General features: G+C 70.4%; 29 protein-coding genes and 4 tRNA genes. 23 read left to right on the plus strand and 10 right to left on the minus strand.

Annotation, left to right across the window (positions count from 1 at the left end; genetic code table 11):
• The first annotated feature begins 3 nt into the window (after positions 1-3).
• The 4 genes from ABZ928_RS30530 (at position 4) to ABZ928_RS30545 (ending at position 3,229) form a co-directional block, all read left to right on the plus strand.
• Positions 4-1,527 carry an NADH-quinone oxidoreductase subunit N gene (locus ABZ928_RS30530; protein WP_361526679.1) on the plus strand — a complete coding sequence of 508 codons (1,524 nt, stop codon included), beginning with the start codon at positions 4-6 and terminating at the stop codon, positions 1,525-1,527.
• A 185-nt stretch (positions 1,528-1,712) separates the two neighbouring features.
• Positions 1,713-2,576, plus strand: coding sequence for a zinc metalloprotease HtpX (gene htpX / locus ABZ928_RS30535; protein ID WP_361525918.1), 864 nt, complete (start codon positions 1,713-1,715; stop codon positions 2,574-2,576).
• Positions 2,573-2,968, plus strand: coding sequence for a YccF domain-containing protein (locus ABZ928_RS30540; RefSeq protein ID WP_289922277.1), 396 nt, complete (start codon positions 2,573-2,575; stop codon positions 2,966-2,968). Before htpX ends, ABZ928_RS30540 begins: the two co-directional genes overlap by 4 nt.
• Before the next feature lie 87 nt (positions 2,969-3,055).
• Positions 3,056-3,229: a hypothetical protein gene (locus ABZ928_RS30545; protein WP_361525921.1), complete on the plus strand. Its 174-nt coding sequence runs from the start codon at positions 3,056-3,058 to the stop codon at positions 3,227-3,229.
• Between the two features lie 80 nt (positions 3,230-3,309).
• On the opposite strand, the gene ABZ928_RS30550 is transcribed toward ABZ928_RS30545, so the two are convergent.
• Positions 3,310-4,560 (minus strand): APC family permease, encoded by a 1,251-nt coding sequence (locus ABZ928_RS30550; RefSeq protein WP_361525924.1) that lies wholly within the window; start codon positions 4,558-4,560, stop codon positions 3,310-3,312.
• Positions 4,561-4,749: 189 nt separating this feature from the next.
• Between ABZ928_RS30550 and ABZ928_RS30555 the strand changes: the two genes are divergently transcribed.
• Entirely contained in the window at positions 4,750-5,016 is a 267-nt protein-coding gene (locus ABZ928_RS30555; RefSeq protein WP_361525927.1) for a GlsB/YeaQ/YmgE family stress response membrane protein, read from the plus strand.
• 109 nt (positions 5,017-5,125) lie between these two features.
• Here the strand turns inward: ABZ928_RS30555 and ABZ928_RS30560 are convergent, their stop codons facing one another.
• Positions 5,126-6,043, minus strand: coding sequence for an NmrA family NAD(P)-binding protein (locus tag ABZ928_RS30560; protein ID WP_361525929.1), 918 nt, complete (start codon positions 6,041-6,043; stop codon positions 5,126-5,128).
• A 90-nt stretch (positions 6,044-6,133) separates the two neighbouring features.
• Between ABZ928_RS30560 and ABZ928_RS30565 the strand changes: the two genes are divergently transcribed.
• On the plus strand, positions 6,134-6,553 hold the full coding sequence (locus ABZ928_RS30565) for a helix-turn-helix domain-containing protein (protein WP_361525932.1): 420 nt from the start codon (positions 6,134-6,136) through the stop codon (positions 6,551-6,553).
• 175 nt (positions 6,554-6,728) lie between these two features.
• On the opposite strand, the gene ABZ928_RS30570 is transcribed toward ABZ928_RS30565, so the two are convergent.
• On the minus strand, positions 6,729-7,217 hold the full coding sequence (locus tag ABZ928_RS30570) for a YajQ family cyclic di-GMP-binding protein (protein WP_353689719.1): 489 nt from the start codon (positions 7,215-7,217) through the stop codon (positions 6,729-6,731).
• Positions 7,218-7,442: 225 nt separating this feature from the next.
• On the opposite strand from ABZ928_RS30570, the gene ABZ928_RS30575 reads away from it, so the two are divergent.
• A tRNA-Tyr gene (locus tag ABZ928_RS30575) sits at positions 7,443-7,524 on the plus strand.
• Between the two features lie 142 nt (positions 7,525-7,666).
• On the opposite strand, the gene ABZ928_RS30580 is transcribed toward ABZ928_RS30575, so the two are convergent.
• Positions 7,667-8,596: a CU044_5270 family protein gene (locus ABZ928_RS30580; RefSeq protein ID WP_361525935.1), complete on the minus strand. Its 930-nt coding sequence runs from the start codon at positions 8,594-8,596 to the stop codon at positions 7,667-7,669.
• Complete coding sequence (locus ABZ928_RS30585) at positions 8,589-9,206, minus strand: RNA polymerase sigma factor (RefSeq protein WP_361525937.1); 618 nt, start codon at positions 9,204-9,206, stop codon at positions 8,589-8,591. Before ABZ928_RS30585 ends, ABZ928_RS30580 begins: the two co-directional genes overlap by 8 nt.
• A gap of 191 nt (positions 9,207-9,397) precedes the next feature.
• Here ABZ928_RS30585 and ABZ928_RS30590 point away from each other — a divergent pair, with 191 nt between their 5' ends.
• A complete protein-coding gene (locus ABZ928_RS30590) occupies positions 9,398-9,610 on the plus strand; it encodes a hypothetical protein (protein ID WP_361525939.1) in 213 nt (70 codons plus the stop codon).
• A gap of 88 nt (positions 9,611-9,698) precedes the next feature.
• Here the strand turns inward: ABZ928_RS30590 and ABZ928_RS30595 are convergent, their stop codons facing one another.
• Together ABZ928_RS30595 and ABZ928_RS30600 are read right to left on the minus strand one after the other, a co-directional pair.
• Positions 9,699-10,355 carry an SDR family oxidoreductase gene (locus ABZ928_RS30595; protein WP_361525942.1) on the minus strand — a complete coding sequence of 219 codons (657 nt, stop codon included), beginning with the start codon at positions 10,353-10,355 and terminating at the stop codon, positions 9,699-9,701.
• Between the two features lie 388 nt (positions 10,356-10,743).
• Positions 10,744-12,000: an amidohydrolase family protein gene (locus ABZ928_RS30600; protein WP_361525945.1), complete on the minus strand. Its 1,257-nt coding sequence runs from the start codon at positions 11,998-12,000 to the stop codon at positions 10,744-10,746.
• Positions 12,001-12,376: 376 nt separating this feature from the next.
• On the opposite strand from ABZ928_RS30600, the gene ABZ928_RS30605 reads away from it, so the two are divergent.
• From ABZ928_RS30605 to ABZ928_RS30640, 8 genes are all read left to right on the plus strand, one after another.
• A tRNA-Thr gene (locus ABZ928_RS30605) sits at positions 12,377-12,449 on the plus strand.
• 46 nt (positions 12,450-12,495) lie between these two features.
• Positions 12,496-12,568 (plus strand) — tRNA-Met (locus tag ABZ928_RS30610).
• Positions 12,569-12,658: 90 nt separating this feature from the next.
• Positions 12,659-12,823: a 50S ribosomal protein L33 gene (gene rpmG / locus ABZ928_RS30615; RefSeq protein WP_003948671.1), complete on the plus strand. Its 165-nt coding sequence runs from the start codon at positions 12,659-12,661 to the stop codon at positions 12,821-12,823.
• A gap of 136 nt (positions 12,824-12,959) precedes the next feature.
• Positions 12,960-13,412 (plus strand): MaoC family dehydratase N-terminal domain-containing protein, encoded by a 453-nt coding sequence (locus ABZ928_RS30620; protein ID WP_361525947.1) that lies wholly within the window; start codon positions 12,960-12,962, stop codon positions 13,410-13,412.
• Between the two features lie 8 nt (positions 13,413-13,420).
• A complete protein-coding gene (locus ABZ928_RS30625; RefSeq protein ID WP_361526682.1) occupies positions 13,421-13,849 on the plus strand; it encodes a MaoC family dehydratase in 429 nt (142 codons plus the stop codon).
• Between the two features lie 177 nt (positions 13,850-14,026).
• Positions 14,027-14,596 (plus strand): TetR/AcrR family transcriptional regulator, encoded by a 570-nt coding sequence (locus tag ABZ928_RS30630; RefSeq protein ID WP_361525950.1) that lies wholly within the window; start codon positions 14,027-14,029, stop codon positions 14,594-14,596.
• Positions 14,597-14,676: 80 nt separating this feature from the next.
• Complete coding sequence (locus ABZ928_RS30635; protein WP_361525952.1) at positions 14,677-16,116, plus strand: MFS transporter; 1,440 nt, start codon at positions 14,677-14,679, stop codon at positions 16,114-16,116.
• A 379-nt stretch (positions 16,117-16,495) separates the two neighbouring features.
• Complete coding sequence (locus ABZ928_RS30640; RefSeq protein ID WP_361525955.1) at positions 16,496-17,551, plus strand: UDP-N-acetylmuramate dehydrogenase; 1,056 nt, start codon at positions 16,496-16,498, stop codon at positions 17,549-17,551.
• Between the two features lie 62 nt (positions 17,552-17,613).
• Here ABZ928_RS30640 and ABZ928_RS30645 read toward each other — a convergent pair whose 3' ends face one another.
• Complete coding sequence (locus ABZ928_RS30645) at positions 17,614-18,246, minus strand: NAD(P)H-binding protein (protein WP_361525958.1); 633 nt, start codon at positions 18,244-18,246, stop codon at positions 17,614-17,616.
• Positions 18,247-18,377: 131 nt separating this feature from the next.
• On the opposite strand from ABZ928_RS30645, the gene ABZ928_RS30650 reads away from it, so the two are divergent.
• Both ABZ928_RS30650 and ABZ928_RS30655 read left to right on the plus strand, forming a co-directional pair.
• Positions 18,378-19,001, plus strand: a complete 624-nt coding sequence (locus ABZ928_RS30650) for a helix-turn-helix domain-containing protein (RefSeq protein WP_361525960.1) — start codon at positions 18,378-18,380, stop codon at positions 18,999-19,001.
• Between the two features lie 18 nt (positions 19,002-19,019).
• Positions 19,020-19,733, plus strand: a complete 714-nt coding sequence (locus tag ABZ928_RS30655) for a hypothetical protein (protein WP_361525963.1) — start codon at positions 19,020-19,022, stop codon at positions 19,731-19,733.
• On the opposite strand, the gene ABZ928_RS30660 is transcribed toward ABZ928_RS30655, so the two are convergent.
• Positions 19,678-20,718, minus strand: coding sequence for an adenosine deaminase (locus tag ABZ928_RS30660; protein WP_361525966.1), 1,041 nt, complete (start codon positions 20,716-20,718; stop codon positions 19,678-19,680). The two genes, ABZ928_RS30655 and ABZ928_RS30660, sit on opposite strands and share 56 nt — an antisense overlap.
• Before the next feature lie 119 nt (positions 20,719-20,837).
• A complete protein-coding gene (locus tag ABZ928_RS30665; protein WP_361525969.1) occupies positions 20,838-22,064 on the minus strand; it encodes a pyridoxal phosphate-dependent aminotransferase in 1,227 nt (408 codons plus the stop codon).
• A gap of 285 nt (positions 22,065-22,349) precedes the next feature.
• On the opposite strand from ABZ928_RS30665, the gene ABZ928_RS30670 reads away from it, so the two are divergent.
• The 5 genes from ABZ928_RS30670 (at position 22,350) to rplA (ending at position 25,161) form a co-directional block, all read left to right on the plus strand.
• Positions 22,350-22,422, plus strand: a tRNA-Trp gene (locus tag ABZ928_RS30670).
• Between the two features lie 106 nt (positions 22,423-22,528).
• Positions 22,529-22,810: a preprotein translocase subunit SecE gene (secE, locus tag ABZ928_RS30675; RefSeq protein WP_361525972.1), complete on the plus strand. Its 282-nt coding sequence runs from the start codon at positions 22,529-22,531 to the stop codon at positions 22,808-22,810.
• Between the two features lie 81 nt (positions 22,811-22,891).
• Positions 22,892-23,752 carry a transcription termination/antitermination protein NusG gene (gene nusG, locus ABZ928_RS30680; protein ID WP_361525974.1) on the plus strand — a complete coding sequence of 287 codons (861 nt, stop codon included), beginning with the start codon at positions 22,892-22,894 and terminating at the stop codon, positions 23,750-23,752.
• A 168-nt stretch (positions 23,753-23,920) separates the two neighbouring features.
• Positions 23,921-24,355: a 50S ribosomal protein L11 gene (rplK, locus tag ABZ928_RS30685; RefSeq protein WP_079312374.1), complete on the plus strand. Its 435-nt coding sequence runs from the start codon at positions 23,921-23,923 to the stop codon at positions 24,353-24,355.
• An 80-nt stretch (positions 24,356-24,435) separates the two neighbouring features.
• A complete protein-coding gene (rplA, locus tag ABZ928_RS30690) occupies positions 24,436-25,161 on the plus strand; it encodes a 50S ribosomal protein L1 (protein WP_361525977.1) in 726 nt (241 codons plus the stop codon).
• The last annotated feature ends 112 nt before the right edge of the window (positions 25,162-25,273 follow it).

Here is a 25,273-nt window from a genome sequence, read left to right on the forward strand (position 1 = left end):
GCCCTGGCCGCCGCGGCCCAGCCGATGGCCGCGAACCTCGTCCAGTCCGTCGACTGGCTCGCCATCGCACCGCCCACCATCGCGGCGGTCGTCGGCCTCGTGGTCCTCGTCGCGGACCTGTTCGTCGGCGACCACAAGAAGGCGCTCCTCGGCCGGCTGTCCATCGCGGGCCTCGCCGCCGCCACCGCCATGCTGCTGCCCCTCCTGGACGGCGACCGAGCCACCTTCTGCCTCACCGGCGACCCCGACGTCTGCAGCTACACCGCGGACCGCTTCACCGTCGTCCTCCAGCTCCTGGTCCTCGGCGGAGCACTCCTGGCGGCCCTCCTGTCGGTCACCGCCCTCAAAGACGCCGACAAGGGACTCCCCGAAGGGGAGTACTGGTTCCTGCTGCTCTCCTCCGCCGCCGGCGCCGCCCTCCTGCCCGCCTCCCGCGACCTGGCGACCCTCATCGTCGCCCTGGAAGTCGCCTCCCTGCCCGCCTTCGCCCTCGTCGGCCTGCGCCACGGCGACCGCAAGTCCTCAGAAGCGGCCCTGAAGTTCTTCCTGTCCTCGGTCACCGCCACCGCGGTCAGCCTCATGGGCATCAGCTTCGTGTACGCGTCCACGGGCACCCTCTACCTCACCCGGATCGCCGACCGGATCCAGCACGTCGACGGCCAGCTCCACACCCTCACCCAGACCGGCGTCGTCCTCACCCTCGTCGGCTTCGCCTTCAAGACGGCCGCCGTCCCCTTCCACTTCTGGGTCCCGGACACCTACGTAGGCGCGCCCCTCCCCATCGCCGCCTACTTGTCGGTCGTCGGCAAAGCCGTCGGCTTCTCCGGCCTGATCCTCGTCACCGTCGTCGCCCTCCCCTCCTACGCCGACGTGTGGGGCCCGGCGCTCGCCGCGCTGGCCGCACTCACCATGACCGTCGGCAACGTCGGCGCCCTCCGCCAGCAGCCCACGCGCGCGTACAGCGCCGTACGCCTGCTCGCCTGGTCCTCCGTCGGCCAGGCCGGCTACCTCCTGGTGCCCATCGCCGCCGCCGCGTACTCCGACGACCCCGAGCACTCCATCGGCTCCACCGTCGCCTACGCCCTCATGTACGCCGCCGTGAACCTCGGCGCCTTCGCGGTGGCCGCACTGGTGGGCCGTACAAGAGCCCTCAACCGCCTCACCGACTACCGCGGCCTGTACGCCACGAACCCGCTCGCCGCCCTCCTGCTGGCCTTCTTCCTGCTGTGCCTCGCCGGACTGCCGCCGGGCATCATCGGCCTGTTCGCCAAGGTCACCGTCTTCTCGGCGGCCGTCGACGCCGGACTCGGCTGGCTCGCGGTGGTCATGGCGGTGAACGTCGTGATCGCGCTGTTCTACTACCTCCAGTGGACGGCCCTGCTGTTCCGCGCCCCCGAGGGCGAACCCGCGCGACACCGCATCCCCGCCCCCCTCACCGCCGCGATCGCCCTCACCGGTGTCCTCGGCATCGCCTTGTCGGGCGCTCCCCAGCTGATCCTGCGCTTCACCGACACCGGCCTCTTCTGAGCCCACCACCGGAGATCCCGGGAGCCCTCACCCGGACGGCGCACACCCGCCCCCGCGCGCACAAGGGAACTAGCCGCTCTCGCCTGGCGTTGACCAGTACGGGAGGGTCCACTGGACGTGAACCAGTAGGACCGCAGATCAAGCAAGCAAAGGGTTCCCCTGCTGCACGACTTGGAGGGCGTACCGTGCACCGCCGGCACAACGGGCTCAGGACCGCAGTACTCCTCGGAGGACTGTCGGCACTCATCATCGTCATCGGCAGCTTCTTCGGCCGTATGGGGCTCGTCGTCGCGGTCCTGATCGCCCTGGGGACCAACGCGTACGCGTACTGGAACAGCGACAAGCTCGCGCTACGCGCGATGCGCGCGCGCCCGGTGAGCGAGTTCGAGGCCCCCGCGCTCTACCGGATGGTCCGCGAACTCTCCACCCAGGCTCGCCAGCCCATGCCGCGCCTGTACATCTCCCCGACGGAGGCACCGAACGCGTTCGCCACGGGCCGCAACCCGCGCAACGCGGCCGTGTGCTGCACCGAAGGCATCCTGCGCATCCTCGACGAGCGCGAACTGCGCGGCGTCATCGGCCACGAGCTCAGCCATGTCTACAACCGCGACATCCTGATCTCGTCGGTCGCCGGCGCTCTCGCCTCCGTGATCATGTTCCTCGTCAACTTCGCCTGGCTGATCCCGATCGGCCGCTCCAACGACGACGACGGCCCCGGCATCCTCGGCATGCTGCTCATCATGATCCTGGGCCCGCTCGCCGCGTCCCTCATTCAACTGGCCATCAGCCGCTCCCGGGAGTACGAGGCCGACGCCTCCGGCGCCCAGCTCACCGGGGACCCCCTGGCCCTGGCCAGCGCGCTGCGCAAGCTCGAAATGGGCACCAAGCAGCTGCCGCTGCCCCCGGAGCCCCGCATCGAGACCGCGAGCCACATGATGATCGCGAACCCCTTCCGCCCGGGCCAGGGATTCTCGAAGATGTTCTCCACGCACCCGCCGATGGCGGAGCGCATTGCCCGCCTCGAGAAGATGGCAGGTCGCCACCAGTGAAGACAATCCTGAACGTCATATGGCTCGTCCTGAGCGGCTTCTGGCTGTTCCTCGGCTATCTGCTCGCCGGGGTGCTGTTGTGCATCACGATCATCGGCATCCCCTTCGGCATCGCCGCGTTTCGTATCGGCGTCTACGCCCTGTGGCCCTTCGGGTACACGACCGTCGAACGCCGGGACGCCGGCGCCCCCTCCTGCATCGGCAACGTCCTGTGGCTGATCCTCGCGGGCTGGTGGCTGGCCCTGGCCCACATCGTCACCGGCATCGCCCTGTGCGTCACGATCATCGGCATCCCGTTCGGCATCGCCAACTTCAAGCTGATCCCGGTGTCGTTGCTGCCGCTGGGCCGCGAGATCGTGTCGACCGACCAGCCGTTCTCGTCGCGCTGGTAGTCGGCCGGGGACAGCGTGGGTTTCCCACAGCCTCCAGGTTTTCCACAGGCCCGCACCGCTGTCAGTGCGGGCCTGCATCATGAACTCATGACCGTGAACGAACAGTTGCGGGCACAGGGGGCGACCGGGGCTCATGGCACCCGCTGCCCGCGGGCCCGCACATCACCCGAGTTCCACGACCGGCGCACCGCCGCGAGCCGTGCGCTCATATCCGCCCGTTCCGCCTGCCCGCTCGGCCGGCCAGGTATCCGTACGGCCTGACCGGGACGCGGCCGTGCGCGGTGAAAGGCGCCGGACCAATCGCCGCCGCACGAACTCCTACCGCCCCGCCCCACGCACCCCTACCGCGCCGCCACCCACCGCCGTACGCCGTACGCGACCACACCCACCACCAGCACACCCGCACCCACGGCCACCGACACTCCCGGCAGCGCGAACGCCAGCACCACGCACCCGAGAAGTCCCACCGCCGGCACCACCCGCGCCGCCGGAGCCGAACTCAGCGTCCAGGCCGAGGCGTTGGCCACCGCGTAGTACGCCAGCACACCGAAGGAGGAGAAACCGATCGCGCCCCGTACGTCCACCGTGGCGGCCAGGACCGCGACCACCGTGCCCACGGCCAACTCCGCCCGGTGCGGCACCTGGAAGCGTGGGTGCACGGCCGCCAGCGCGCCGGGCAGATGCCGGTCGCGGGCCATGGCCAGCGTCGTCCGGGAGACGCCCAGGACCAGGGCGAGCAGCGAGCCCAGCGCGGCGACGGCGGCACCGACCCGCACCACCGGCACCAGGCCCGGCACCCCGGCGGCCCGCACGGCGTCGGCCAACGGCGCACCCGCCCCACCGAGACCCTCCGCACCCAACACCGAAAGGACGGACACCGACACGCACGCGTACACGGCCAGCGCGATGGCCAGGGCCAACGGGATGGCGCGCGGGATGGTGCGCGCGGGATCCCGTACCTCTTCGCCGAGCGTCGCGATCCGGGCGTACCCGGCGAACGCGAAGAACAGCAGACCGGCGGCCTGCAACACCCCGCTCACCCCGCCCGAGGCACCGCTGTCCAGCCGCCCGGCATCGGACGCCCCGGACCCCAGGCACACGACCACCACGGAAGCGAGGACAGCCAGCACGACCGCCACGATCACCCGCGTCAGCCAGGCGGACTTCTGGACTCCGCCGTAGTTCACCGCGGTCAGCGCCACGACGGCCGCGACCGCCACGGCGTGCGCCTGCCCCGGCCAGACGTACGCGCCCACAGTGAGCGCCATCGCCGCACAGGAGGCCGTCTTCCCGACCACGAACGACCAGCCCGCCAGATAACCCCAGAACGGACCGAGCCGCTCGCGCCCGTACACGTACGTGCCGCCGGAGGCCGGGTACAGCGCGGCCAGCCGTGCCGAGGAGGTGGCGTTGCAGTAGGCGACCACGGCGGCGACCGCGAGCCCGAACAGCAGCCCGGACCCGGCCGCGCGTGCCGCGGGGCCCAGGGCGGCGAAGATGCCGGCCCCGACCATCGAGCCCAGCCCGATGACCACGGCGTCCCCCACGCCCAGGGTGCGGCGCAGTTCGGAGGCGGCGCCGGAAGGTGTCATGCGTCGCACCCTACTGATCAGTGCAACCGACCGGTGTGTTGGTGACGTCCTCCCCATCAACACGGCACCAACAACGCTGCCGCCGGTACATGAACGCACCACGTACAACCCACCAGCGCACAGCCCGCCCGGACGGAAGTCACAGCGCCGGGACAGTTCGGGCACAGCGCGGAAGGGCAGGTTCAGGGCATGAGCATCATCGGTTGGATCATCTTGGGACTTCTGGCCGGGGCCATCGCCAAGTTCCTGCTGCCGGGGCGTGACCCGGGCGGCTTCATCGGTACGACCCTCATCGGCATCGCGGGCGCCTTCATCGGCGGCTGGATATCGGCCCGTTGGCTGGACCACCCGGTCACCAAGAACTTCTACGACGGAACCACTTGGGCCGCCGCGATCGGAGGCTCACTCGTCCTCCTGATCGGCTACCGCATCCTGTTCGGCAACTCGCGCGACTGAGCACCCCCCGAACCGCAGCCAGCAGGCGAGAAGGGTGGACACCGGCCAGGTGCCCACCCTTCCTCGTCCTTCCCTTCTTTCTTTCCCTTCCTTCTTTCTCACGGCCGGGTCAGCGCACGGTGGAGATCTCCTGGCCCTGGTAGCCGGCGCGGGTGGCGGCCGCGATCTGGTCGCGGACCGGGCGGGGGAGCGCCGGGGCGAGGAGGGACGGGAGGTCGGAGGCGTCGGCCGGGGCCTCCAGGAAGCCGGCCTTCGCGTGGGAGAAGAGGGAGACGGCGTGGCCGACTTGGTAGGGCTGCAGAGCGCCGGATGCGGTCAGCGCGGCGCGGGTCTCGCCGAGCGGGAGGTCCTGGTAGCTCACCGGGCGGCCGACGGTCTCGGCGAGCACGGCCGCGATCTCGGCGCCGCCGAACGCCGTCACGCCCTCCAACTCATAAGTCCTTCCGGCATGCGGGCCGGGGACGCCTGCTGCGAGCGCGCGTTCGGTCTCGGCGGCCACCCGCACCGCCGCGTCCGCGAGGTCCTGCTTGGCGACGACGGATATTCGGCCGGTGCCCAGGGAGGCGGAGAAGACGCCTGTCTCCGCTGCCCCGGCAGCACCCGTGGCGGCCAGTCCCGCCGGGACCTCCGGGTAGAGGCCGTTGCGGAGGACCGTCAGCGCGAACGGCCCCCGGGCCAGCCGCTGTTCCGTCCACCGGTGCGGCAGAGCGATCGTCAGGCCGTCGCCGGATCCGGCGAGGCTGGTGTACATGACATGGCGGATCCCGGCCGTGGCCGCCGCGTCCGCCACCGCTCCGTGCCGGGCCAGCACCACGTCGTCCTCCGCGTAGCCGGCGGAGATCACGACGAGGACGTCCACGCCCTTGAACCCCTCGGCCAGGGTCGCCGGTTCGTCGAAGTCGACGCGGCGGGTGGTGGTCCCGTCGCCGCCGCGAGTGCCGCCGGCCACCTCGACATCGCCGAGCGCCTTCAGACCGTCGTACACCAGGCCGCCGAGTCCGCCCGAGACACCGGTGACGAGAATCATGGGAACACTCCTTCTGACGCTTCTGTTTCCGCGGGTGGTGATGGCGTCGAGCATCCGTCCGGGCGGACGGGGGCGGAAGGAGGCACTTTGATGTCGGCCACGAACACCGCGGTAACCCAGCAGGTCAGGGCGGGCGAGGGGGAGGCGGGCCACGGTCCGTGCGGGGACGACGACTGCGGGATCCGCGACATCCTGGATCGGCTCGGGGACCGCTGGACCGTGCTGGTACTGGTCGAACTGTCGAAGGGGACCCGTCGCTTCCGGGAGCTGGAGCGGGCGATCCCCGGCATCTCGCAGCGCATGCTGACGCTCACCACCAAGCGACTGGCCCGCGACGGCTTCGTCGAGCGCATCGCCTACCCGACCATCCCGCCGCAGGTCGAATACCGGCTCACCGAGATGGGCCGAAGCCTCGCCGACATGGCCTTCCACCTCGCCGACTGGTCACGTGACCGCAAGGCGGCGATCGCGGCGGCGCGGGACCGGTGGGACGCCGAGCACGGGGGCTGAGCACAAGAAGCTGACGGCGACGGCACGTGAGGGAGGGAGCGAGAGAGGTGAGGTGACGATGGCGCGAGGAGGGCGGGTCACCGAGGCTCGACCCCGGTGACCCGCCCTCCTCACACCCTGTCTGTCAGGTCCGTCCGCCCGTCGGCATCCGTGCGGGGCAGACCGGTTGACCTGACTACCGGTAGTTCACGAACTGGACGGCGAAGTCGAAGTCCTTGCCCTTCAGGAGGGCGATGACGGCCTGGAGGTCGTCGCGGCTCTTCGAGCTGACACGCAGCTCGTCACCCTGGACCTGGGCCTTCACGCCCTTCGGGCCCTCGTCACGGATGATCTTCGCCACCTTCTTCGCGTTGTCCTGGGAGATGCCCTCCTCGATCGACGCGAAGATCTTGTACTCCTTGCCGGACAGCTGCGGCTCACCGGCGTCCAGCGCCTTCAGCGAGATGCCGCGCTTGATCAGCTTGGACTGGAAGACGTCGAGGACGGCGTTCACCCGGTCCTCGGAGTTCGCCTCCATCAGGATCTTGTCACCGGACCACGAGATCGAGGCGCCGACGCCCTTGAAGTCGTAGCGCTGCGAGATCTCCTTGGCGGCCTGGTTGAGGGCGTTGTCGACCTCCTGCCGCTCGACCTTCGAGACGATGTCGAAACTGGAGTCGGCCATGTCCTGTGGCTCCTTGTATCGGGGTGCGTATCGGGTGCGTATCGGCGTACATGGGGCAGCCGCCGAGCCCGGTACAGACCCCGGGCCGCATCCGCACAAGCCTAGCCACCCCACGCCCCCCGAGCGCTGATCAATCGGGTGGCGAAGCACCCCTCCACATCGGGTATTGTTTACGTCGTTGCCACGGAGCGCCGCCGAAAGACGGTTCGAAGGGCAGCAAACCCCGGCGGTGTGCCCGAGCGGCCAAAGGGAGCAGACTGTAAATCTGCCGGCTCAGCCTTCCCAGGTTCGAATCCTGGCGCCGCCACACTGGGGAAGACCCCCTCCCAACTGCGGAAACGCAGTGAGGAGGGGGTCTCTTCGTATTCGGGCCATGTTCGGGGGGATTTGAGGGGCAGTCCGAGGCGGGGGTGACCCATCCCACTGGGTTCACTCGGTACGGGCGGGTCTCACGGTCGCTGCATCACCCGGTCGACCACCCCGTCGGCGGCCACGTACGACCACTGCTCGTACGTCACCGATCCTGCCTGCCGACGGTCCCGCATTCCCAGGTATCGGTACGTCTTGGCGTCGAAGACCAGGACCGGGCCGCCGTCCGCCCACGGAGTGCCCGGCTTGCCCACGTACTGGATGCCGATGCCCGTGCGGCCGTCCGCGTCCGTCTCGTTCGGCAGGAGTTTGATGCCGGGGACGGTGGCGAGGGCCTCGAAGGCGGCCGGGCGCAGGCCTTCCGGTAGGGCGGGGGTGCGGAGGAGGCCGTAGAGGAAGAAGTGGACCATCGGCCACTCGTCGGGCCGTGTCGGGCGGTCGTAGGACGGCTTGGCGCCCATGTCGCGCAGGGTGATCGTCAACTTGGCGGGGTCGGTGGGCAGTTGCTCCAGCTGGGACCACCTGCGCGGTGGCCAGCTGCTCTGCCCCGGCCGGTCCGGCGGGACCCACTGGGTGTGCTCCAGCTCGCTGACGTACGACTTCTTCGAGCCGTCGACCGAACTCCAGCTCTCATCGACGTACGTCCGGCTCCGGCCGCCGCCGACCGGGGTCTCCTTGATGATCTCCTTCGAGTAGATGAACTGGTCGTCGCGTGCCGCGATGGGCCGCTCGGTCCTGCGTTCCTCGGCCGCCGCGCCGCGCAGAACCGTGGCCGCGCTCGCGGGGCGGGTGCGGGGGGAGGGGTCCGTGTCCTCGGTGACCAGCACTGTTGTCGTGACGGCCGCCGCCGCGAGGCCGGCCGCCGCGATGCGCAGCAGCGGGCGACGGCGTACGGTCATGGGGGCTGGAGTCCGCATCGCCTGGTGCAGGTGGAAGCGGGCACGCGCGCGTGCGGTGTCCGTGAGCGGGGGCGCGTCGTCCCATTGCTTCAGGAGTTCGAGTTCATTCATCGTCGTCGGATTCCTCTCGGAGTGCGGTCGGATCGGATCCGCCCAATGCCTCACGAACCTTCCTGCGAGCCCTGTGCAGCCGCGACCGGACCGTCCCCACCGGCACCCCCAGGGCGCGTGCGGCCTCCTCGTAACCGAGGTCGGCCCAGGCGACCAGCAGCAGTACGTCCCGGTGCCGGGCCGGTAACCGGGCCAGTGCGGCGGCGAGTTCACGGCGTAACGCCTGGGCGCTGACCCGATCCGCCACCAGGTCCGCGACCGCCTCCTCGGCTCCGCCGCCCGTGGGCGCGGGCAGCCGGGCGAGCGCTCTCAGACGCCGGCCCTCGGCGCGGCGGTGGCGGCCGATGAGGTTGGTCGCGATGCCGAACAGCCAGGGGCGGGCGTCGGCCAGCTCCGTGTCGTAGCGGAACCGCTGCTGGAAAGCGGTGGTGAAGGTCTCCGCCATCACGTCCTCGGCCACCTCCGCACCCAGCCTGCGCGCCGCGTAACGGTGCACCGAGTCGGCATGCCGGTCGAAGAGCGCGGCGAACGCCTCGGGCTCGTCCCGCGACCGTTCGATCACCGCGGCGTCGCTGTCCTGCCCCACCCTGACGCCCGGTTCGACGGTCATCGGGGGCTCCTTTCGTCGTGTCCGGACGTTCTGAAGACTTGGGCTTTCAGCAGTACTTCGCCGCACGCGGGAATCGAGTTCCGTCTTCGCCCGGTGCCCCGGCCATTCGCCTGGGGTCCGTGGTCGGCCGCTCGGCGGCCGCCACCCGTCCGGCGCGCTCAACACGAGCCCGCTCGGGGCACACTGACCCCATGTCCACCCGTCGCAGGAACTGCCCCGCATGTCATCGCGAGATCGCCGTCGTCGCCGGGCGCTACGCGCGCCACGATCCGCCCGGCGCCCGCGAGAACGGCGACCTCACGTCCTGCCCCGGCTCCCGTCGACAGGCACAACTCGGCGCGGCTCAGCCGTCGTTGGACGGGTATGTGGTCCCGGAGTTCCCGGGGCAGATGCCGCTGTTCTGAGCGGTGGCGCGGGAACTCCGGTGTGCTGAGCGACGCCCCCTACGTGCCGGGTCGTACCGCTCCTCCTACGTGCCGGGGCGTACCGCTCTCAGTTGCCGGCCACCGACTTCACCGCCACCGACACCGGCGTCGATCCGCCGATCAGCTCCAGCGTCAGTCCGGCCGTCGCCGGGGTCTCCAGCAACTCCGCCACCACGGCGGCCACGTCGTCGCGTGTGACCGGGCCGCGGCCCGTGTGGGCCTCGAGGCGGACCAGACCGGTGCCGGCGTCGTTCGTCAGCGCGCCGGGGCGCAGGATCGTCCAGTCCAGGGCGTCCAGGCCGCGGACGTGGTCGTCGGCTTCGCCCTTGGCGCGCTGGTAGACGTCGAAGACATCGTCGCCCTGGTGCTTCGCATCGGCGCCCATCGACGACACGACCACATGACGCCGTACGCCGGCCCGGACCGCCGCGTCCGCGAACAGCACCGCCGCGCCCTTGTCCACCGTGTCCTTGCGGGCCGCACCGCTGCCGGGGCCCGCGCCCGCCGCGAAGACCGCCGCGTCAGCGCCCTGCAAGTGGGCCGCGACCTCCTCCACCGAGGCCGACTCCAGATCCAGGAGCACCGGTTCGGCACCGGCCTCCCGCAGGTCGTCGCCCTGCTCGGGCTTGCGGATGATCCCCGCGACCTCGTTGCCGCGCGCTGCGAGCAGTCGCTCCAGCCGCAGCGCGATCTGACCATGACCACCAGCGATGACAATGCGCATGCCTTCGACCGTACGCCCGGACGGCCGCATCCGCCGCACGACTTGAGCCGTGCCTCAGGGAGCGCGCCAGGGGGCGCGAATCGAGGCGCACACGCCCTGCGCGCAAGCTGTCGCCGCACAACGGGGGCGGCGCTCAAGGGCGCGCAGGCAGAGGTTCACGCCCCGCTCCGCATCTCACGCCCTTCTCCGCGCCTCGCGCCCTTCTCCGTACCCCGCGCCCCCTCCGTGCCCTGCGGGCCCCCTTCGAGCCCGGCGCCCTCTTCGCCCCCTCGCGCCTCCTCCGCGCCCCACGCCCCGCGCCCCTTCAGCGCCCCGCGCCTCCTGCACGCCCCGCCCCCCTTTCGCGCCCCACGCGCGCCCTCCGCACCCCCACCCCGCCCAGCCGACCTCACGACACCTCCCCCCGCCCCTGCCGCGGCAGCCCCAACTCCACCGCCGCCGCCGAGTCGCAGAACTCCCGTACCGCGCTCGTCCGCGCCACCACGCGCCCCCGGTGCACCACGATCCGGCTGTAGGCCAACGACAGCGCCCCCGAGAGCCGGTCGCCGCGCACCGCGAGCAACTCGGCCGGGAAACCCGCCTCCACGCGCACCTCGGGCAGCCCCAGTACGGCCCGCGCGGAGGCGCTCACCGCGTCGTAGGCGTCCTCGGGGCGCATGCCGTAGCGGGAGGCCAGGAGGTAGGCGGCCTCCAAGGGGTCGCCGCGGCCCACCGGGTTGGAGACGTCCCGCAGGGCGCCGCTGCCGGCCGCCACCCGTACCCCGGCGGCGCGCAGCAGCCGTACCGGCGCCGTGCCGCGCCGTTCCACGCCCCCGCAGCCGCCCTGCGGCAGACACACCACGGTCACGCCGGCAGCGGCGAGTTGGTCGGCGGTGCGGGAGGCGATCTCGGAGGGGAGCCGGCCGAGGCCGCCGCAGGGGCCGAGGGTCACCCCGGGGCGCAGGCCGCCGGCCATCGCGGCGAGGCGGGCGAGGCGGGGCGGGTCGGTGGCGTCGGTGTGGAGGTCGACCGGGCAGCCGTGTTCGGAGGCGACCTCCAGGATCGCCTGGACATAGCCCGTCGGGTCGGGGTCGAGGTCCGGGCAGCCGCCGACCACCGAGGCGCCCATCTTCACCGCGTCCCGCAGCATCGCGAGCCCCTCCTTCCCGGCCGCCCCGGTCAGCACCCGCGGCATCGCCACCGCGGTCAGCTCGGTGAGCCCGCGCAGCGAACGCCGTGCCTGGAGAACGGCCGCCAGCGCGCCGAGCCCCTGGACGTCGCCCACGCGCACGTGTGCTCGCAGCGCGGTCGCCCCGTGCCCGAGTTGCAGCAGGGCCGCCTCGGTGGCCCGGCGCTGGACGTCCTGGGGGTCGTACGAGACCGGGCCGCCCTCGTCGGCGGAGAGCGCGGTGTCGCCGTGGGCGTGCGGCTCCACGGGGGCCGGGAGCAGCAGATAGCCGCTGAGGTCCACTCGCGCACCGCACGCGCGCGTGCTCTCCGACGCCAGGCTGCCCGCCGTGCCGACCGCCTCGATGCGCCCGCCGCCCAGCCGTACGTCCACGGTCCGGCCGTCGGTCAGCCGTGCCCCGCACAGCAGGAGTGAGGTGGTGTCGGCCGGGCCCGGCGAGGACGACGAGTGGGGCGGCTGCGGCTGGCTGTCGGGCATCGCGCTCCAGGGGCTCAAGGCTCGTGGCCCGGGGCCGCGGGCAGGGGACGCTCGGGGCTGCGGGCGGGGGACGCAAGATCACGCAGAGTGAGTCGAGCCTAGGGTGGCGATCCACTCGTGGCGGGGAGGAGCGCAATAGTCGTACCGGTGTGGTCCGCCGTACGGGAGAGGCCTCGGAGGCGGGTGGGAGATCCACTGGCCGGAGCGCCCGACGGGCTGCCCGACAGGCCGCCGTGCAGAGCGCCGGGAGATCGCCGGAGCGATCACCGGAGAGACCGATGGGGCGGCCGTGATCAGACCGCTCCACGGGCCGCGGGCGGGGCCACGAAACGGATTTGGGTGAACGGCGGCCGAGCGTGTAATGTCTTCATCGCTCGCCCCAATAGCTCAGTCGGCAGAGCGTCTCCATGGTAAGGAGAAGGTCTACGGTTCGATTCCGTATTGGGGCTCTGGTGTGTGAGGTTCCCGTCGCGAGGCGGGAACGGATCGCATCACAGCGGTGTAGCTCAGTCGGTAGAGCAAGCGGCTCATAATCGCTGTGTCACCGGTTCAAGTCCGGTCACCGCTACTGACAGTAGCCGATTGTGGGGTCGGTCCTTCGATCGGCTACTCTTCTTTGCGTTAAATCAGTCCTATCCGTTCGTCAAGGAGCACTCCTGTGGCTGCCACCGACGTCCGCCCGAAGATCACGCTGGCCTGCGTGGAGTGCAAGGAGCGGAACTACATCACCAAGAAGAACCGGCGTAACAACCCGGACCGACTGGAGATGAAGAAGCACTGCCCGCGTTGCAACGCGCACACCGCGCACCGCGAGACGCGATAAATCAGGCTCGTACGCGAGGCCGCCCCCAGCAGTCAGGGGGGCGGCCTCGCGTCGTTCATGGGCCGATACCGGCCAGTACCCAGTGCGCCGATACCAGCCATTACCCAGTACTCAGCGATCAGGAGGTGCCGAGCCCATGGCGCTCGACCAGTCCTTCGTGGGGCGGAGCTACCCGCCCACCGAGCCCTATGAGGTGGGCCGGGAGAAGATCCGCGAGTTCGCGGAGGCCGTGGGGGACGCCAACCCGGCGTACACCGACCCGGACGCGGCCAAGGCGCTCGGTCACCCCGATGTGATCGCCCCGCCGACGTTCGTGTTCTCGATCACCTTCAGGGCCGCCGGCCAGGTCGTCGCCGACCCGCAACTGGGTCTGGACTACAGCCGCGTGGTGCACGGCGACCAGAAGTTCGCCTACACCCGCCCGGTCCGCGCGGGCGACCGCCTGACGGTCACCTCGACCATCGAGGCGATCAAGTCCCTCGCGGGCAACGACATCGTGGACATCCGCGGCGAGGTCCACGACGAGGCCGGTGAGCACGTCGTGACCGCCTGGACCAAGCTCGTCGCGCGCGCGGCCGAGGAGGCGTGAGGAAGACGATGACGGCGAAGATCGCATACGACGATGTCGAGGTCGGCACCGAGCTGCCCGCCCAGAGCTTTCCCGTGACGCGCGCCACGCTCGTCCAGTACGCGGGCGCCTCCGGGGACTTCAACCCGATCCACTGGAACGAGAAGTTCGCCAAGGAGGTCGGACTGCCGGACGTCATCGCGCACGGCATGTTCACCATGGCCGAGGCGATCCGCGTGGTGACCGACTGGGTCGGCGACCCGGCCGCCGTCGCCGAGTACGGCGTCCGCTTCACCAAGCCCGTCGTCGTCCCGAACGACGACCAGGGCGCCGTGATCGAGGTCAGCGCCAAGGTCGCGGCCAAGCTCGACGACAACACGGTCCGCGTGGACCTCACCGCGACCAGCGCCGGGCAGAAGGTGCTGGGGATGTCCCGGGCGGTCGTACGGCTGGCCTGACGAGCAGCACGCTGAGTAAGGGGCGCCCTCCATGGTGGGGCGCTCCTTACTGGTGTGAGGCCCCCTACCGGCCCCAACGGTCGGGGCGGTGAGGTCGTTCCGGGATGACCTTGACGAGTTGATGGATGCCGGGATGCCCCTTGACTTAGTTAGTGATTGAGTACTAACTTTCTATCCATGGTCAGGATGAGCGCAGAGGAGAGGCGCGAGAGCGTGATCCGCGCGGCGACGATCGAGTTCGCCCGTGGCGGTTACCACGGCACGTCGACCGAGGCGATCGCCAAGCGGGTCGGGGTCTCGCAGCCGTATCTCTTCCGGCTCTTCCCCGGTAAGAAGGCGATCTTCCTGGCGGCGGCGGAGCGGTGTGTGGAGGAAACCATCCGCACCTTCGACGAGGCCGCCGAGGGGCTCCAGGGCGAAGAGGCCCTGCATGCCATGGCGAACGCGTACACCAAGGTCATCGCGGAGCATCCGGAGCGGCTGCTGATGCAGATGCAGATGTACGTCGCCGTGGGCGCCGCCGAGGAGGAGGGTGACCACGAGTTCGGGGCGGCCGTGCGGGAGGGCTGGATGCGGCTGTGGGACACGGTCCATCTGCCGCTGGGCGCCGACGCGGGCGAGACGACGAACTTCCTGGCGTACGGGATGCTCATCAACTGCCTGGTCGCGATGGGGTTTCCGCCCGAGCACCGGGTGTGGGAGGGGATGTACCCGTCGGCGCGGGACAAGGGCCGACTGGAGAAGTGAGCAGCAGAGGCGTCATCGGCGCCTTTTCATGAGCGCGAAAGTTAGTAATCAATAACTATCCGGACAGCTCTGGGGGAGCAATGTCACAGCAAGTCGCACACAGGACGTCACGCGGGGGAGCCGTCTGGGCCCTCGTCATCACCAGCGTCGCCGGGTTCATGGCGGCCCTCGACAACCTCGTCGTCACCACCGCGCTGCCCTCCATCCGCGAGGACCTCGGCGGTGCCCTGCACGACCTGGAATGGACGGTGAGCGCCTACACCCTCACCTTCGCGGTCCTCCTCATGTTCGGCGCGGCCCTCGGCGACCGCTTCGGCCGCCGCCGGCTCTTCCTCACCGGCCTCACGATCTTCACCGGCGCGTCCGCCGCGGCGGCCCTCGCCCCCGGCATCGACAGCCTCATCGCGGCCCGCGCGGTCCAGGGCGTCGGCGCGGCCATCATGATGCCGCTGACCCTCACCCTCCTCACGGCAGCCGTGCCCGCCGCCAAGCGCGGGATGGCGTACGGCATCTGGGGCGCGGTCAACGGACTCGCGGTGGCCTCCGGCCCCCTGATCGGCGGCAGCCTGACCGAGCACATCTCCTGGCAGTGGATCTTCTGGCTGAACGTCCCGCTGGGCGTCGCCCTGCTCCCCCTGGCCCGCCTCCGCCTCGCCGAGTCCCACGGCACCGGCGCGCCCCTCGACATCCCCGGCACCCTCCTCGCCAGCGGCGGCCTCTTCGGCATCGTCTACGGCCTGGTCCGGGGCCCCGCGGACGGCTGGACGGACAACCTGGTCCTGACGTCCCTGTTCACCGGCACGGCACTCCTCGCCGGCTTCGTCGTCTACGGCACCCGCGCCAAGAACCCCATGCTCCCGATGCGGCTGTTCCGTTCCCGGGCCTTCTCCGGCATCAACGCGGCCAGCCTCCTGATGTTCCTCGGCATGTTCGGCTCGATCTTCCTGCTCAGCCAGTACATGCAGGGTGTGCTCGGCTACTCGCCGACCGAGGCCGGCCTGCGGATGCTCCCCTGGACCGGCATGCCCATGCTGGTCGCCCCCATCGCCGGCATCCTCTCCGACCGCATCGGCGGCCGCCCGGTCGTCGCCACGGGCCTCTTCTTCCAGGCGGCGGGCCTCGCCTACCTGGCCTCCGTCATCACCGTGGACGCCTCCTACGCGATCCAGCTCCCCGGCCTGATCATCAGCGGCATCGGCATGGCCCTCTTCTTCGCCCCCGCCTCCAACCTGGTCATGTCCAGCGTCCGCCCCTCCGAACAGGGCATCGCCTCCGGCGCGAACAACGCCCTGCGCGAGGTGGGCGGCGCGCTCGGCATCGCGATCATGGGCTCGATCTTCGCGGCCCAGGGCGGCTACGAGACGGGCCAGACCTTCGTGGACGGCCTGCGGCCCGCACTGGTGACGGGGTCTGCGGTGGTCGCTCTGGCGGGGGTGGCTGCGCTGTTGATTCCGGCCCGGAGGGAGAAGGTCCTGGTACCGGCTGAGCCGACACGAGCGGTGGAGAAGGTGAGCGCCTAGGGGGTTGCCGGGTTCTGTGGCCCGGCGGGCGCGGGTGGACTGTGGCTGGTCGCGCAGTTCCCCGCGCCCCTGGGTGGGTCCAGCCGGCCGCGTACGGCGGTGAGGGGACGGGGGCGGGGGGTGTCCGCCCGCAGCGGCCGGTCCGTCATCCAGCACTGAACGAGCTACAGCCACCGCCGGACCGAGGACGGACACCCCCCGCCCCCGCCCCCGGCCCCGACCCACCCACTCCGCGTAGTGCGCAACGCAAGCCCCCACCGAGCCGCCACAGGCCGCCGCAGGCACTTCAGGGGCGCGGGGAACCGCGCGAACGCCCACCCCCACCGACCCGCAGATCGCCACGGTCCCCCCGCCGGAGGCACCCCGTACCCTTGAGCCCGTGCAGGAACGACACGACGCCCCCCTCGCCCCGCTGACCACCTTCCGCCTGGGCGGCCCCGCCACCCGCCTGGTCACCGCGACCACCGACGCCGAGGTGATCGCAGCCGTCCGCGAGGCCGACGAGACCGGCACGCCGCTCCTGCTCATCGGCGGCGGCTCGAACCTCGTCATCGGGGACAAGGGCTTCGACGGCACCGCCCTGGTCATCGCGACCAAGGGCATCGCACTCGACGGCACCCACCTCGAACTCGCCGCCGGTGAGGTCTGGACCGACGCCGTCGCACGGACCGTGGAAGCGGGGCTCGCCGGAGTCGAGTGCTTGGCCGGCATCCCCGGTTCCGCGGGCGCGACGCCGATCCAGAACGTCGGCGCGTACGGCCAGGAAGTCTCCGCCACGATCACCGAGGTGGTCGCCTACGACCGGCGCACCCGGGAGACGGTCACGATCGCCAACGCCGACTGCGCCTTCTCCTACCGCCACAGCAGGTTCAAGGAAGACCCCCACCGCTACGTCGTCCTTCGCGTCCGTTTCGAACTGGAAGACGCCGACGGCCTCTCCGCGCCCGTCAAGTACGCCGAGACCGCCCGCGCCCTCGGCGTCGAACCCGGCGACCGCGTCCCCCTCGCCGCCGCCCGCGAGACCGTGCTGAAGCTGCGCGCGGGCAAGGGCATGGTCCTGGACCCCGAGGACCACGACACCTGGTCCGCCGGTTCCTTCTTCACCAACCCGATCCTCACCGCGGAGGAGTTCACCGCGTTCCACGCGCGCGTGAAGGCCCGCCTGGGCGACAGCGCCGAACCCCCGGCCTACCCGGCGGGCGAGGGCCACACCAAGACCTCCGCGGCCTGGCTGATCGACAAGGCCGGCTTCACCAAGGGCTACGGCACCGGCCCCGCCCGTATCTCCACCAAGCACACCCTCGCCCTCACCAACCGGGGCGATGCCACCACCGAAGACCTCCTGGCCCTCGCCCGCGAGGTGGTCGCCGGCGTGCACAGCACCTTCGGCATCACCCTGGTCAACGAGCCGGTGACGGTCGGCGTCAGCCTGTAAGGCGCAGTACGCCCTAAGGCTCGCCACGCCATCACGCGACAAGGCTCACCACGCCATAAGGCTCAGTACGCCACACCCACCCCCTGCTTCACCGTCCCCGCATCGTCGATCATCGACAGCATCGCGTGGGCCACATCCGCCCGCCCGGCGAACCGCCCCTTCGCCGGGAACCCCCCGACCACCGTCCGGTACACCCCGCTCACCGGCTTGTTCTGCAACCGCGGTGGCCGTACCGACGTCCAGTCCGTACCGCTGCGGGCCAGCTCGGCCTCCATCTCGCGCAGGTCGGCGTAGACGTTCTTGAGGAGCGCCGAGACCAGGCCCCGCATCCCGCGGTCCAGGAGACCGTCGTGCTCGGGCGCGGGTCCGACAGGCGCGGCGCTGACGACCAGCAGACGCCGTACGCCCTCGGCGTCCATCGCCGCGAGGACCGTACGCGTGAGCCGGGTGGCGACCCCCGCGTCCTTGGTGCTGCGCGCGCCGAGGCCCGACAGCACCGCGTCCCGGCCGGCGACGGCGGACCGTACCGCCGCCGGATCCGTCAGGTCCGCGCGGAACACCTCCAGGCCCGCGCCGGTGACAGTCAGGCGTGCCGGGTCGCGGACGACGGCCGTGACCTCGTGACCCGAGTCCAGGGCCTGCCTGACGATCTCCTTGCCTATGCCTCCGGTGGCGCCGAAAACGGTGAGTTTCATGGGACCCCCCATGTTCATGGGACAGGTGGGTGAGTATTCACTCACCCCTGACTCCCTCTAGAGTGGGTAAGTACTCACCCACCCGTCAAGGCCGTACGGAAAGCTGTACTGAAAGAAGGTTCGGACACCTCATGGAGAACAGGCCGGCCCGCCTCCGCATCCTCGACGCCGCCCACGAGCTGATGCTCACCGTCGGCTTGGCCCGCGCCACCACCAAGGAGATCGCCAGGGCGGCCGGCTGCTCCGAGGCGGCCCTCTACAAGTACTTCGACAGCAAGGAAGACCTGTTCGTCAGGGTCCTCTCCGAGCGGCTGCCCCGGCTCACACCCCTGCTGAACAGCCTCGCCGCCGAACCCGGTCAGGGCACCCTGGAGGGAAACCTCACCGAGATCGCCCGCCAGGCATCCCTGTTCTACGAGCAGAGCTTCCCGATCGCCGCCTCCCTCTACGCGGAGACCCAGCTCAAGCGGCGGCACGACGACGCCCTGCGGCAGATCGGCGCCGGACCCCACATGCCCATCGAGAACCTGGACACCTACCTGCGCGCCGAACAGACCCTCGGCCGTGTCCGCCCCGACGCCGACACCTTCGCCGCCGCCTCCCTCCTCCTCGGCGCCTGCGCCCAGCGCGCGTTCGCCTACGAGGCCACCGAGACCGGCGCCAGACCCCCCGTGGACGAGTTCGCGGCCCGCCTCGCCGCGACGCTCCTCGGCGGAATCTCCGTTGCGCACCGACCCCGCGGCCCACGACCCTGAGGCCATGAAGGACCCCAAATGCGGCTGAGGCTGCGACAGTTCAGGCCCAGGACCGGCCCCCACGAGCACCGGATCGTCCAGCCCCGCCAGACCCTGCGCCACACCTCACTGACCGCCCCCGAACCCATCGGCCTCCTGCTCGGCGACCACGACGGGCTGAGCCGGCTGGCCGGCCTTTTCTCCTTCGCCGCCTACTCCCGCCACACGATCGTCCATGTCCCGCTGCGCGACGGAGTCCCGCCCGACGAGGGCTGGGGCGAGCGGGTCGACCTCGTCCTGGCCCAGCACAGCGCCGGCCTGCGCGCGAGCGACTGGCCCGAACTGCGCCGCAAGCTCAGGCACGGCACCCCGCTGACCGTGCGCACCGACGAGGCCCGCACCGCGCGGGACGCGGAGTCCTGGCGGGCCCGCCGGTCCCACGCGGACGCCCGGGACACCCTGCGGCACGCCACCCACGCCCGGACGCTCTTTCTGTTCGGCGACCGGGACGCCTTCGTCTCGCTGGCCACCGAGTTCGCCTACGCGGCCGGCTGGGGGCCGCGGCAGAAGCGCGTCGCCGAGGGGCACATGGCGTTCATGTCGGCGCTCACCCTGCCCGAGCCGCCCGGGCCCCCGAGCGGCGGCCACCCGCTGGAGGTGGACATCTGCTACAAGCCGTATCCGCCCTACGCCCACTTCAAGAGACCGGGCGAACGAGCCATTCGTCGATCCCGGCCAGCATCCGCGCCTTGACGACCTCCGGCGCGGCCGAACCCCGCACCGACTGCCGGGCCAGTTCCGCCAGCTCCGCGTCCGTGAAACCGTGGTGCTGCCGGGCGATCTCGTACTGGGCGGCCAGCCGCGAGCCGAAGAGCAGCGGGTCGTCGGCGCCGAGCGCCATCGGGACACCGGCCTCGAACAGGGTCCGCAGCGGCACGTCCTCGGGCTTCTCGTAGACGCCGAGCGCCACGTTCGACGCCGGACAGACCTCGCACGTCACGCCCCGGTCCGCCAGCCGCTTCAGCAGCCGCGGGTCCTCCGCCGCCCGCACCCCGTGGCCGATCCGCGAGGCGTGCAGATCGTCCAGACAGTCCCGCACGGACGCCGGCCCGGTCAGCTCACCGCCGTGCGGCGCCGACAGCAGCCCGCCCTCGCGCGCGATGGCGAACGCCCGGTCGAAGTCCCGCGCCATGCCCCGCCGCTCGTCATTGGAGAGCCCGAACCCGACGACCCCCCGCTCCGCGTACCGCACCGCGAGCCGCGCCAGCGTCCGCGCGTCCAGCGGATGCTTCATCCGGTTCGCGGCCACCAGCACCCGCATCCCGAGCCCGGTCTCCCGCGAGGTCGTCTCCACCGCGTCCAGGATGACCTCCAGCGCCGGGATCAGCCCGCCGAGCCGGGGCGCGTACGACGTCGGATCGACCTGGATCTCCAGCCACCCCGACCCGTCCCGCACATCCTCCTCCGCGGCCTCGCGCACCAGCCGCTGGATGTCCTCCGGCTCCCTGAGGCACGACCGCGCCGCGTCGTACAGCCGCTGGAACCGGAACCAGCCCCGCTCGTCGGTCGCCCGCAGCTTCGGCGGCTCCCCACTGGTCAGGGCCTCGGTCAGCGCCTCGGGCAGCCGCACACCGTACTTGTCGGCCAGTTCCAGAACGGTCCCTGGGCGCATCGACCCGGTGAAGTGCAGGTGCAGATGGGCTTTCGGCAGCTCAGAGACATCACGTACACGCTCCATTCGCCGATCCTGCCGTACGCCCCCGCCGTCCCGGTAGCGGATTCCCCGAACGTGGTCTTGCTCGCACAAACGACAGGGACCACCCAGGAAGGTTCCCGGGTGGTCCCTGTCGTACGGCGTCAGTCCTGCGCCTCCGCGAGGAGCTTCTGGATCCGCGAGACACCCTCGACGAGGTCCTCGTCGCCCAGCGCGTACGACAGCCGCAGATAGCCCGGCGTACCGAAGGCCTCACCCGGGACGACCGCGACCTCGGCCTCCTCCAGGATCAGCGCGGCCAGCTCGACCGTGTCCTGCGGACGCTTGCCGCGGATCTCCTTGCCGAGCAGGTCCTTGACCGACGGGTACGCGTAGAACGCGCCCTCGGGCTCCGGGCAGAGCACGCCGTCGATCTCGTTCAGCATGCGGACGATCGTCTTGCGGCGGCGGTCGAAGGCCGTACGCATCTCGGCCACCGCGTCCAGGTTGCCGGAGACCGCCGCCAGCGCCGCGACCTGGGCGACGTTGGAGACGTTCGACGTGGCGTGCGACTGGAGGTTCGTCGCGGCCTTCACGACGTCCTTCGGGCCGATGATCCAGCCCACGCGCCAGCCCGTCATGGCGTAGGTCTTCGCGACACCGTTGACCACGATGCACTTGTCGCGCAGCTCGGGGAGGATCGCGGGCAGCGAGGTGAACTTCGCGTCGCCGTAGACCAGGTGCTCGTAGATCTCGTCGGTCAGCACCCACAGGCCGTGCTCGACGGCCCAGCGGCCGATCGCCTCGGCCTCGGCCTCGCTGTAGACGGCGCCGGTCGGGTTCGAGGGGGAGACGAAGAGGACGACCTTCGTCCGCTCCGTGCGCGCCGCCTCCAGCTGCTCCACGGAGACGCGGTAGCCGGTGGTCTCGTCCGCGACGACCTCGACCGGGACACCGCCGGCGAGACGGATCGACTCCGGGTACGTCGTCCAGTACGGGGCCGGGACGATGACCTCGTCGCCCGGGTCGAGGATCGCGGCGAAGGCCTCGTAGATGGCCTGCTTGCCGCCGTTGGTGACGAGCACCTGGGACGCGTCGACCTCGTAGTTCGAGTCGCGCAGCGTCTTCGCGGCGATCGCGGCCTTCAGCTCGGGCAGGCCGCCGGCCGGCGTGTAGCGGTGGTACTTCGGGTTGGAGCAGGCCTCGACGGCCGCCTGGACGATGTAGTCCGGGGTCGGGAAGTCCGGCTCACCGGCGCCGAAGCCGATCACCGGACGCCCGGCGGCCTTGAGGGCCTTGGCCTTGGCGTCCACGGCGAGGGTGGCGGACTCGGAGATCGCGCCGACTCGGGCGGAGACCCGGCGCTCGGTGGGAGGGGTTGCAGCGCTCATGGGGCCCATCGTTCCAGACCGGAAACGTCACCGGCACACGGGTTTCACAGACTGAACAACGGCTGAACAACCGTCCGGATTCGCGCGCTGGCCTGGGTGATCTTGTCGAGCAGCGCAGTCGATCCCCAGTCGATCTTCCGCTCGCAAAGCCCCTACGGGCGCTTTCTGTTCGACGGGGGGCCCGGGACCACGTACACTCTCACCTCGTTGGCCTCACAGCGGCCGCACTCATCCGGTGCACACCGAGCACCCGGGCGGATGCGGTACGTTTGGGGGGAACCACAAAGGGTCGTAGCTCAATTGGTAGAGCACCGGTCTCCAAAACCGGCGGTTGGGGGTTCAAGTCCCTCCGGCCCTGCTACACACACCGCCAGGATGTGTGCGCATGTACGTACAGGTAATGCACCGCCGTGCGGCTCAGACCGGGCGCGGCACGGCCACGACCCGGGAACAGGTGAGGACGAATGGCGGACGCCGTGGGCTCCATCGACACGCCTGATGCCCAGGACGAGGCGCCCTCGAAGAAGGCTCGCAAGGGCGGCAAGCGGGCCAAGAAGGGCCCGCTGAAGCGCCTGGCCACTTTCTATCGCCAGATCGTCGCGGAGCTCCGCAAGGTCGTCTGGCCGACGCGCAGCCAGCTGACGACCTACACGACCGTGGTGATTGTCTTCGTGATCGTCATGATCGGTCTGGTCACCGTGATTGACTATGGACTCAACCACGCCGCCAAGTACGTCTTCGGCTGAGCACAGAGCGATAGGGCGCCGTGGTTACCGGCGCCCCTTTCGCATGTTCCACCCCTATGTATCCAGGAAGAAGCAGCCACCGTGTCTGACCAGAACCTGAACGACGCCATCGAGCCGGACGAGTCCGTGGAAGACGAGCTCGACATCATCGAGGGCGCGGACGAGGACCTGGACGAGGTCGAGGCTGCCGATACCGAGGCGGGCGAGCCTGCCGAGGAAGCCGCCCTCCACGTCGAGGACGAAGACGCCGAGGAAGAGTCCGGCGGCGACGTCGAGGCCGTTGAGGACGAGGAAGAGGCTGTCGAGGAGGAGCCGGCCGAGCCGGTCGACCCCGTCGTCGCCCTGCGCGAGGAACTGCGCACCCTCCCCGGCGAGTGGTACGTCATCCACACCTACGCCGGTTACGAGAACCGCGTGAAGACCAACCTCGAGCAGCGCGCTGTTTCGCTGAACGTCGAGGACTTCATCTTCCAGGCCGAGGTGCCGCAGGAAGAGGTCGCGCAGATCAAGAACGGCGAGCGCAAGACGATCCGTCAGAACAAGCTCCCCGGCTATGTGCTGGTGCGCATGGACCTGACGAACGAGTCCTGGGGCGTCGTCCGCAACACGCCCGGCGTCACCGGCTTCGTGGGCAACGCCTACGACCCGTACCCGCTGACCCTGGACGAGATCGTCAAGATGCTCGCCCCGGAGGCCGAGGAGAAGGCCGCCCGTGAGGCCGCCGAGGCCGAGGGCAAGCCCGCTCCGCAGCGCAAGGTCGAGGTCCAGGTGCTGGACTTCGAGGTCGGCGACTCGGTCACCGTCACCGACGGCCCGTTCGCCACGTTGCAGGCCACGATCAACGAGATCAACGCCGACTCGAAGAAGGTCAAGGGCCTCGTCGAGATCTTCGGCCGCGAGACGCCGGTCGAGCTCTCCTTCGACCAGATCCAGAAGAACTGAGGTTCTTCGGACCGCACGCTTCCGACCAGGTCAGACGGGCTGTCAAAGCTTGTCTGACCTGCTCGGTTTTTAGCCGCACACCTATACCCGTTATCGTTGTGCGGTATGCCTGCATCCGGGACGCGACCCGGACGCCGGCACACCTCGATTGAAAGGACCCGGAGAGTAATGCCTCCCAAGAAGAAGAAGGTCACGGGGCTCATCAAGCTCCAGATCCAGGCCGGTGCCGCCAACCCGGCTCCGCCGGTCGGCCCCGCGCTGGGTCAGCACGGCGTCAACATCATGGAGTTCTGCAAGGCGTACAACGCCGCGACCGAGTCGCAGCGTGGCTGGGTGATCCCGGTGGAGATCACGGTCTACGAGGACCGTTCCTTCACCTTCATCACCAAGACGCCGCCGGCCGCCAAGATGATCCTCAAGGCCGCGGGCATCGAGAAGGGCTCCGGCGAGCCGCACAAGACCAAGGTCGCCAAGATCACCGAGGCGCAGGTCCGCGAGATCGCCACCACCAAGCTCCCCGACCTCAACGCCAACGACCTGGACGCCGCCGCGAAGATCATCGCCGGTACCGCGCGTTCCATGGGCGTCGTCGTCGAGGGCTGAGCCCCAAACCCGTACATCAGCAGAAGTGGCGGGGCCTGCTCGGCCCGTACCACGACTCCTAAGAATCACCAGGAGAAGCAGTGAGCAAGCGCAGCAAGGCTCTCAAGGCTGCGGACGCCAAGATCGACCGGGAGAAGCTCTACGCTCCCCTCGAGGCCGTCCGTCTCGCCAAGGAGACCTCCACGACCAAGTTCGACGGCACCGTCGAGGTCGCCTTCCGTCTGGGTGTCGACCCGCGCAAGGCCGACCAGATGGTCCGTGGCACCGTGAACCTCCCGCACGGCACCGGTAAGACCGCCCGGGTCCTGGTCTTCGCGACCGGTGACCGTGCCGAGGCCGCACTCGCCGCGGGCGCCGACATCGTCGGCTCCGACGAGCTCATCGACGAGGTGGCGAAGGGCCGTCTGGACTTCGACGCCGTCGTCGCCACCCCGGACCTCATGGGCAAGGTCGGCCGCCTCGGCCGCGTGCTCGGTCCGCGTGGTCTCATGCCGAACCCCAAGACCGGCACCGTCACCCCCGATGTCACCAAGGCTGTGACCGACATCAAGGGCGGCAAGATCGAGTTCCGCGTCGACAAGCACTCGAACCTGCACTTCATCATCGGCAAGACGTCCTTCGACGACACCAAGCTGGTGGAGAACTACGGCGCGGCGCTGGAGGAGATCCTCCGTCTGAAGCCGTCCGCCGCCAAGGGTCGCTACATCAAGAAGGCCGCGGTCAGCACCACCATGGGCCCCGGCATCCAGCTCGACCCGAACCGCACCCGCAACCTCCTCGTCGAGGAGGACCCGGCGGCGGTCTGAGCCTGAGGCTCACCCGAAGTCCGGTCACGGGCCCCGCACCTTCCGAGGTGCGGGGCCCGTTCCCATGTGCGGGGAGCGCGCCCTGAGTTAGCGTCTGGACAGGGCCGACACG

This window comes from Streptomyces sp. NPDC046909 (assembly GCF_040644695.1).
GTDB lineage: Bacteria > Actinomycetota > Actinomycetes > Streptomycetales > Streptomycetaceae > Streptomyces.

Excerpts from the sequence above, each read along its gene's own strand:
- ABZ928_RS30545 (WP_361525921.1), top strand. The coding sequence starts at position 3,056 with ATGACCGTGAACGAACAGTTGCGGGCACAGGGGGCGACCGGGGCTCAT.
- ABZ928_RS30550 (WP_361525924.1), bottom strand. The coding sequence starts at position 4,560 with ATGACACCTTCCGGCGCCGCCTCCGAACTGCGCCGCACCCTGGGCGTG.
- ABZ928_RS30555 (WP_361525927.1), top strand. The coding sequence starts at position 4,750 with ATGAGCATCATCGGTTGGATCATCTTGGGACTTCTGGCCGGGGCCATC.
- ABZ928_RS30560 (WP_361525929.1), bottom strand. The coding sequence starts at position 6,043 with ATGATTCTCGTCACCGGTGTCTCGGGCGGACTCGGCGGCCTGGTGTAC.
- ABZ928_RS30565 (WP_361525932.1), top strand. The coding sequence starts at position 6,134 with ATGTCGGCCACGAACACCGCGGTAACCCAGCAGGTCAGGGCGGGCGAG.
- ABZ928_RS30570 (WP_353689719.1), bottom strand. The coding sequence starts at position 7,217 with ATGGCCGACTCCAGTTTCGACATCGTCTCGAAGGTCGAGCGGCAGGAG.
- ABZ928_RS30580 (WP_361525935.1), bottom strand. The coding sequence starts at position 8,596 with ATGAATGAACTCGAACTCCTGAAGCAATGGGACGACGCGCCCCCGCTC.
- ABZ928_RS30585 (WP_361525937.1), bottom strand. The coding sequence starts at position 9,206 with ATGACCGTCGAACCGGGCGTCAGGGTGGGGCAGGACAGCGACGCCGCG.
- ABZ928_RS30590 (WP_361525939.1), top strand. The coding sequence starts at position 9,398 with ATGTCCACCCGTCGCAGGAACTGCCCCGCATGTCATCGCGAGATCGCC.
- ABZ928_RS30595 (WP_361525942.1), bottom strand. The coding sequence starts at position 10,355 with ATGCGCATTGTCATCGCTGGTGGTCATGGTCAGATCGCGCTGCGGCTG.
- ABZ928_RS30600 (WP_361525945.1), bottom strand. The coding sequence starts at position 12,000 with ATGCCCGACAGCCAGCCGCAGCCGCCCCACTCGTCGTCCTCGCCGGGC.
- ABZ928_RS30620 (WP_361525947.1), top strand. The coding sequence starts at position 12,960 with ATGGCGCTCGACCAGTCCTTCGTGGGGCGGAGCTACCCGCCCACCGAG.
- ABZ928_RS30625 (WP_361526682.1), top strand. The coding sequence starts at position 13,421 with ATGACGGCGAAGATCGCATACGACGATGTCGAGGTCGGCACCGAGCTG.
- ABZ928_RS30630 (WP_361525950.1), top strand. The coding sequence starts at position 14,027 with ATGGTCAGGATGAGCGCAGAGGAGAGGCGCGAGAGCGTGATCCGCGCG.
- ABZ928_RS30635 (WP_361525952.1), top strand. The coding sequence starts at position 14,677 with ATGTCACAGCAAGTCGCACACAGGACGTCACGCGGGGGAGCCGTCTGG.
- ABZ928_RS30645 (WP_361525958.1), bottom strand. The coding sequence starts at position 18,246 with ATGAAACTCACCGTTTTCGGCGCCACCGGAGGCATAGGCAAGGAGATC.
- ABZ928_RS30650 (WP_361525960.1), top strand. The coding sequence starts at position 18,378 with ATGGAGAACAGGCCGGCCCGCCTCCGCATCCTCGACGCCGCCCACGAG.
- ABZ928_RS30655 (WP_361525963.1), top strand. The coding sequence starts at position 19,020 with ATGCGGCTGAGGCTGCGACAGTTCAGGCCCAGGACCGGCCCCCACGAG.
- ABZ928_RS30660 (WP_361525966.1), bottom strand. The coding sequence starts at position 20,718 with ATGGAGCGTGTACGTGATGTCTCTGAGCTGCCGAAAGCCCATCTGCAC.
- ABZ928_RS30665 (WP_361525969.1), bottom strand. The coding sequence starts at position 22,064 with ATGAGCGCTGCAACCCCTCCCACCGAGCGCCGGGTCTCCGCCCGAGTC.
- secE (WP_361525972.1), top strand. The coding sequence starts at position 22,529 with ATGGCGGACGCCGTGGGCTCCATCGACACGCCTGATGCCCAGGACGAG.
- rplK (WP_079312374.1), top strand. The coding sequence starts at position 23,921 with ATGCCTCCCAAGAAGAAGAAGGTCACGGGGCTCATCAAGCTCCAGATC.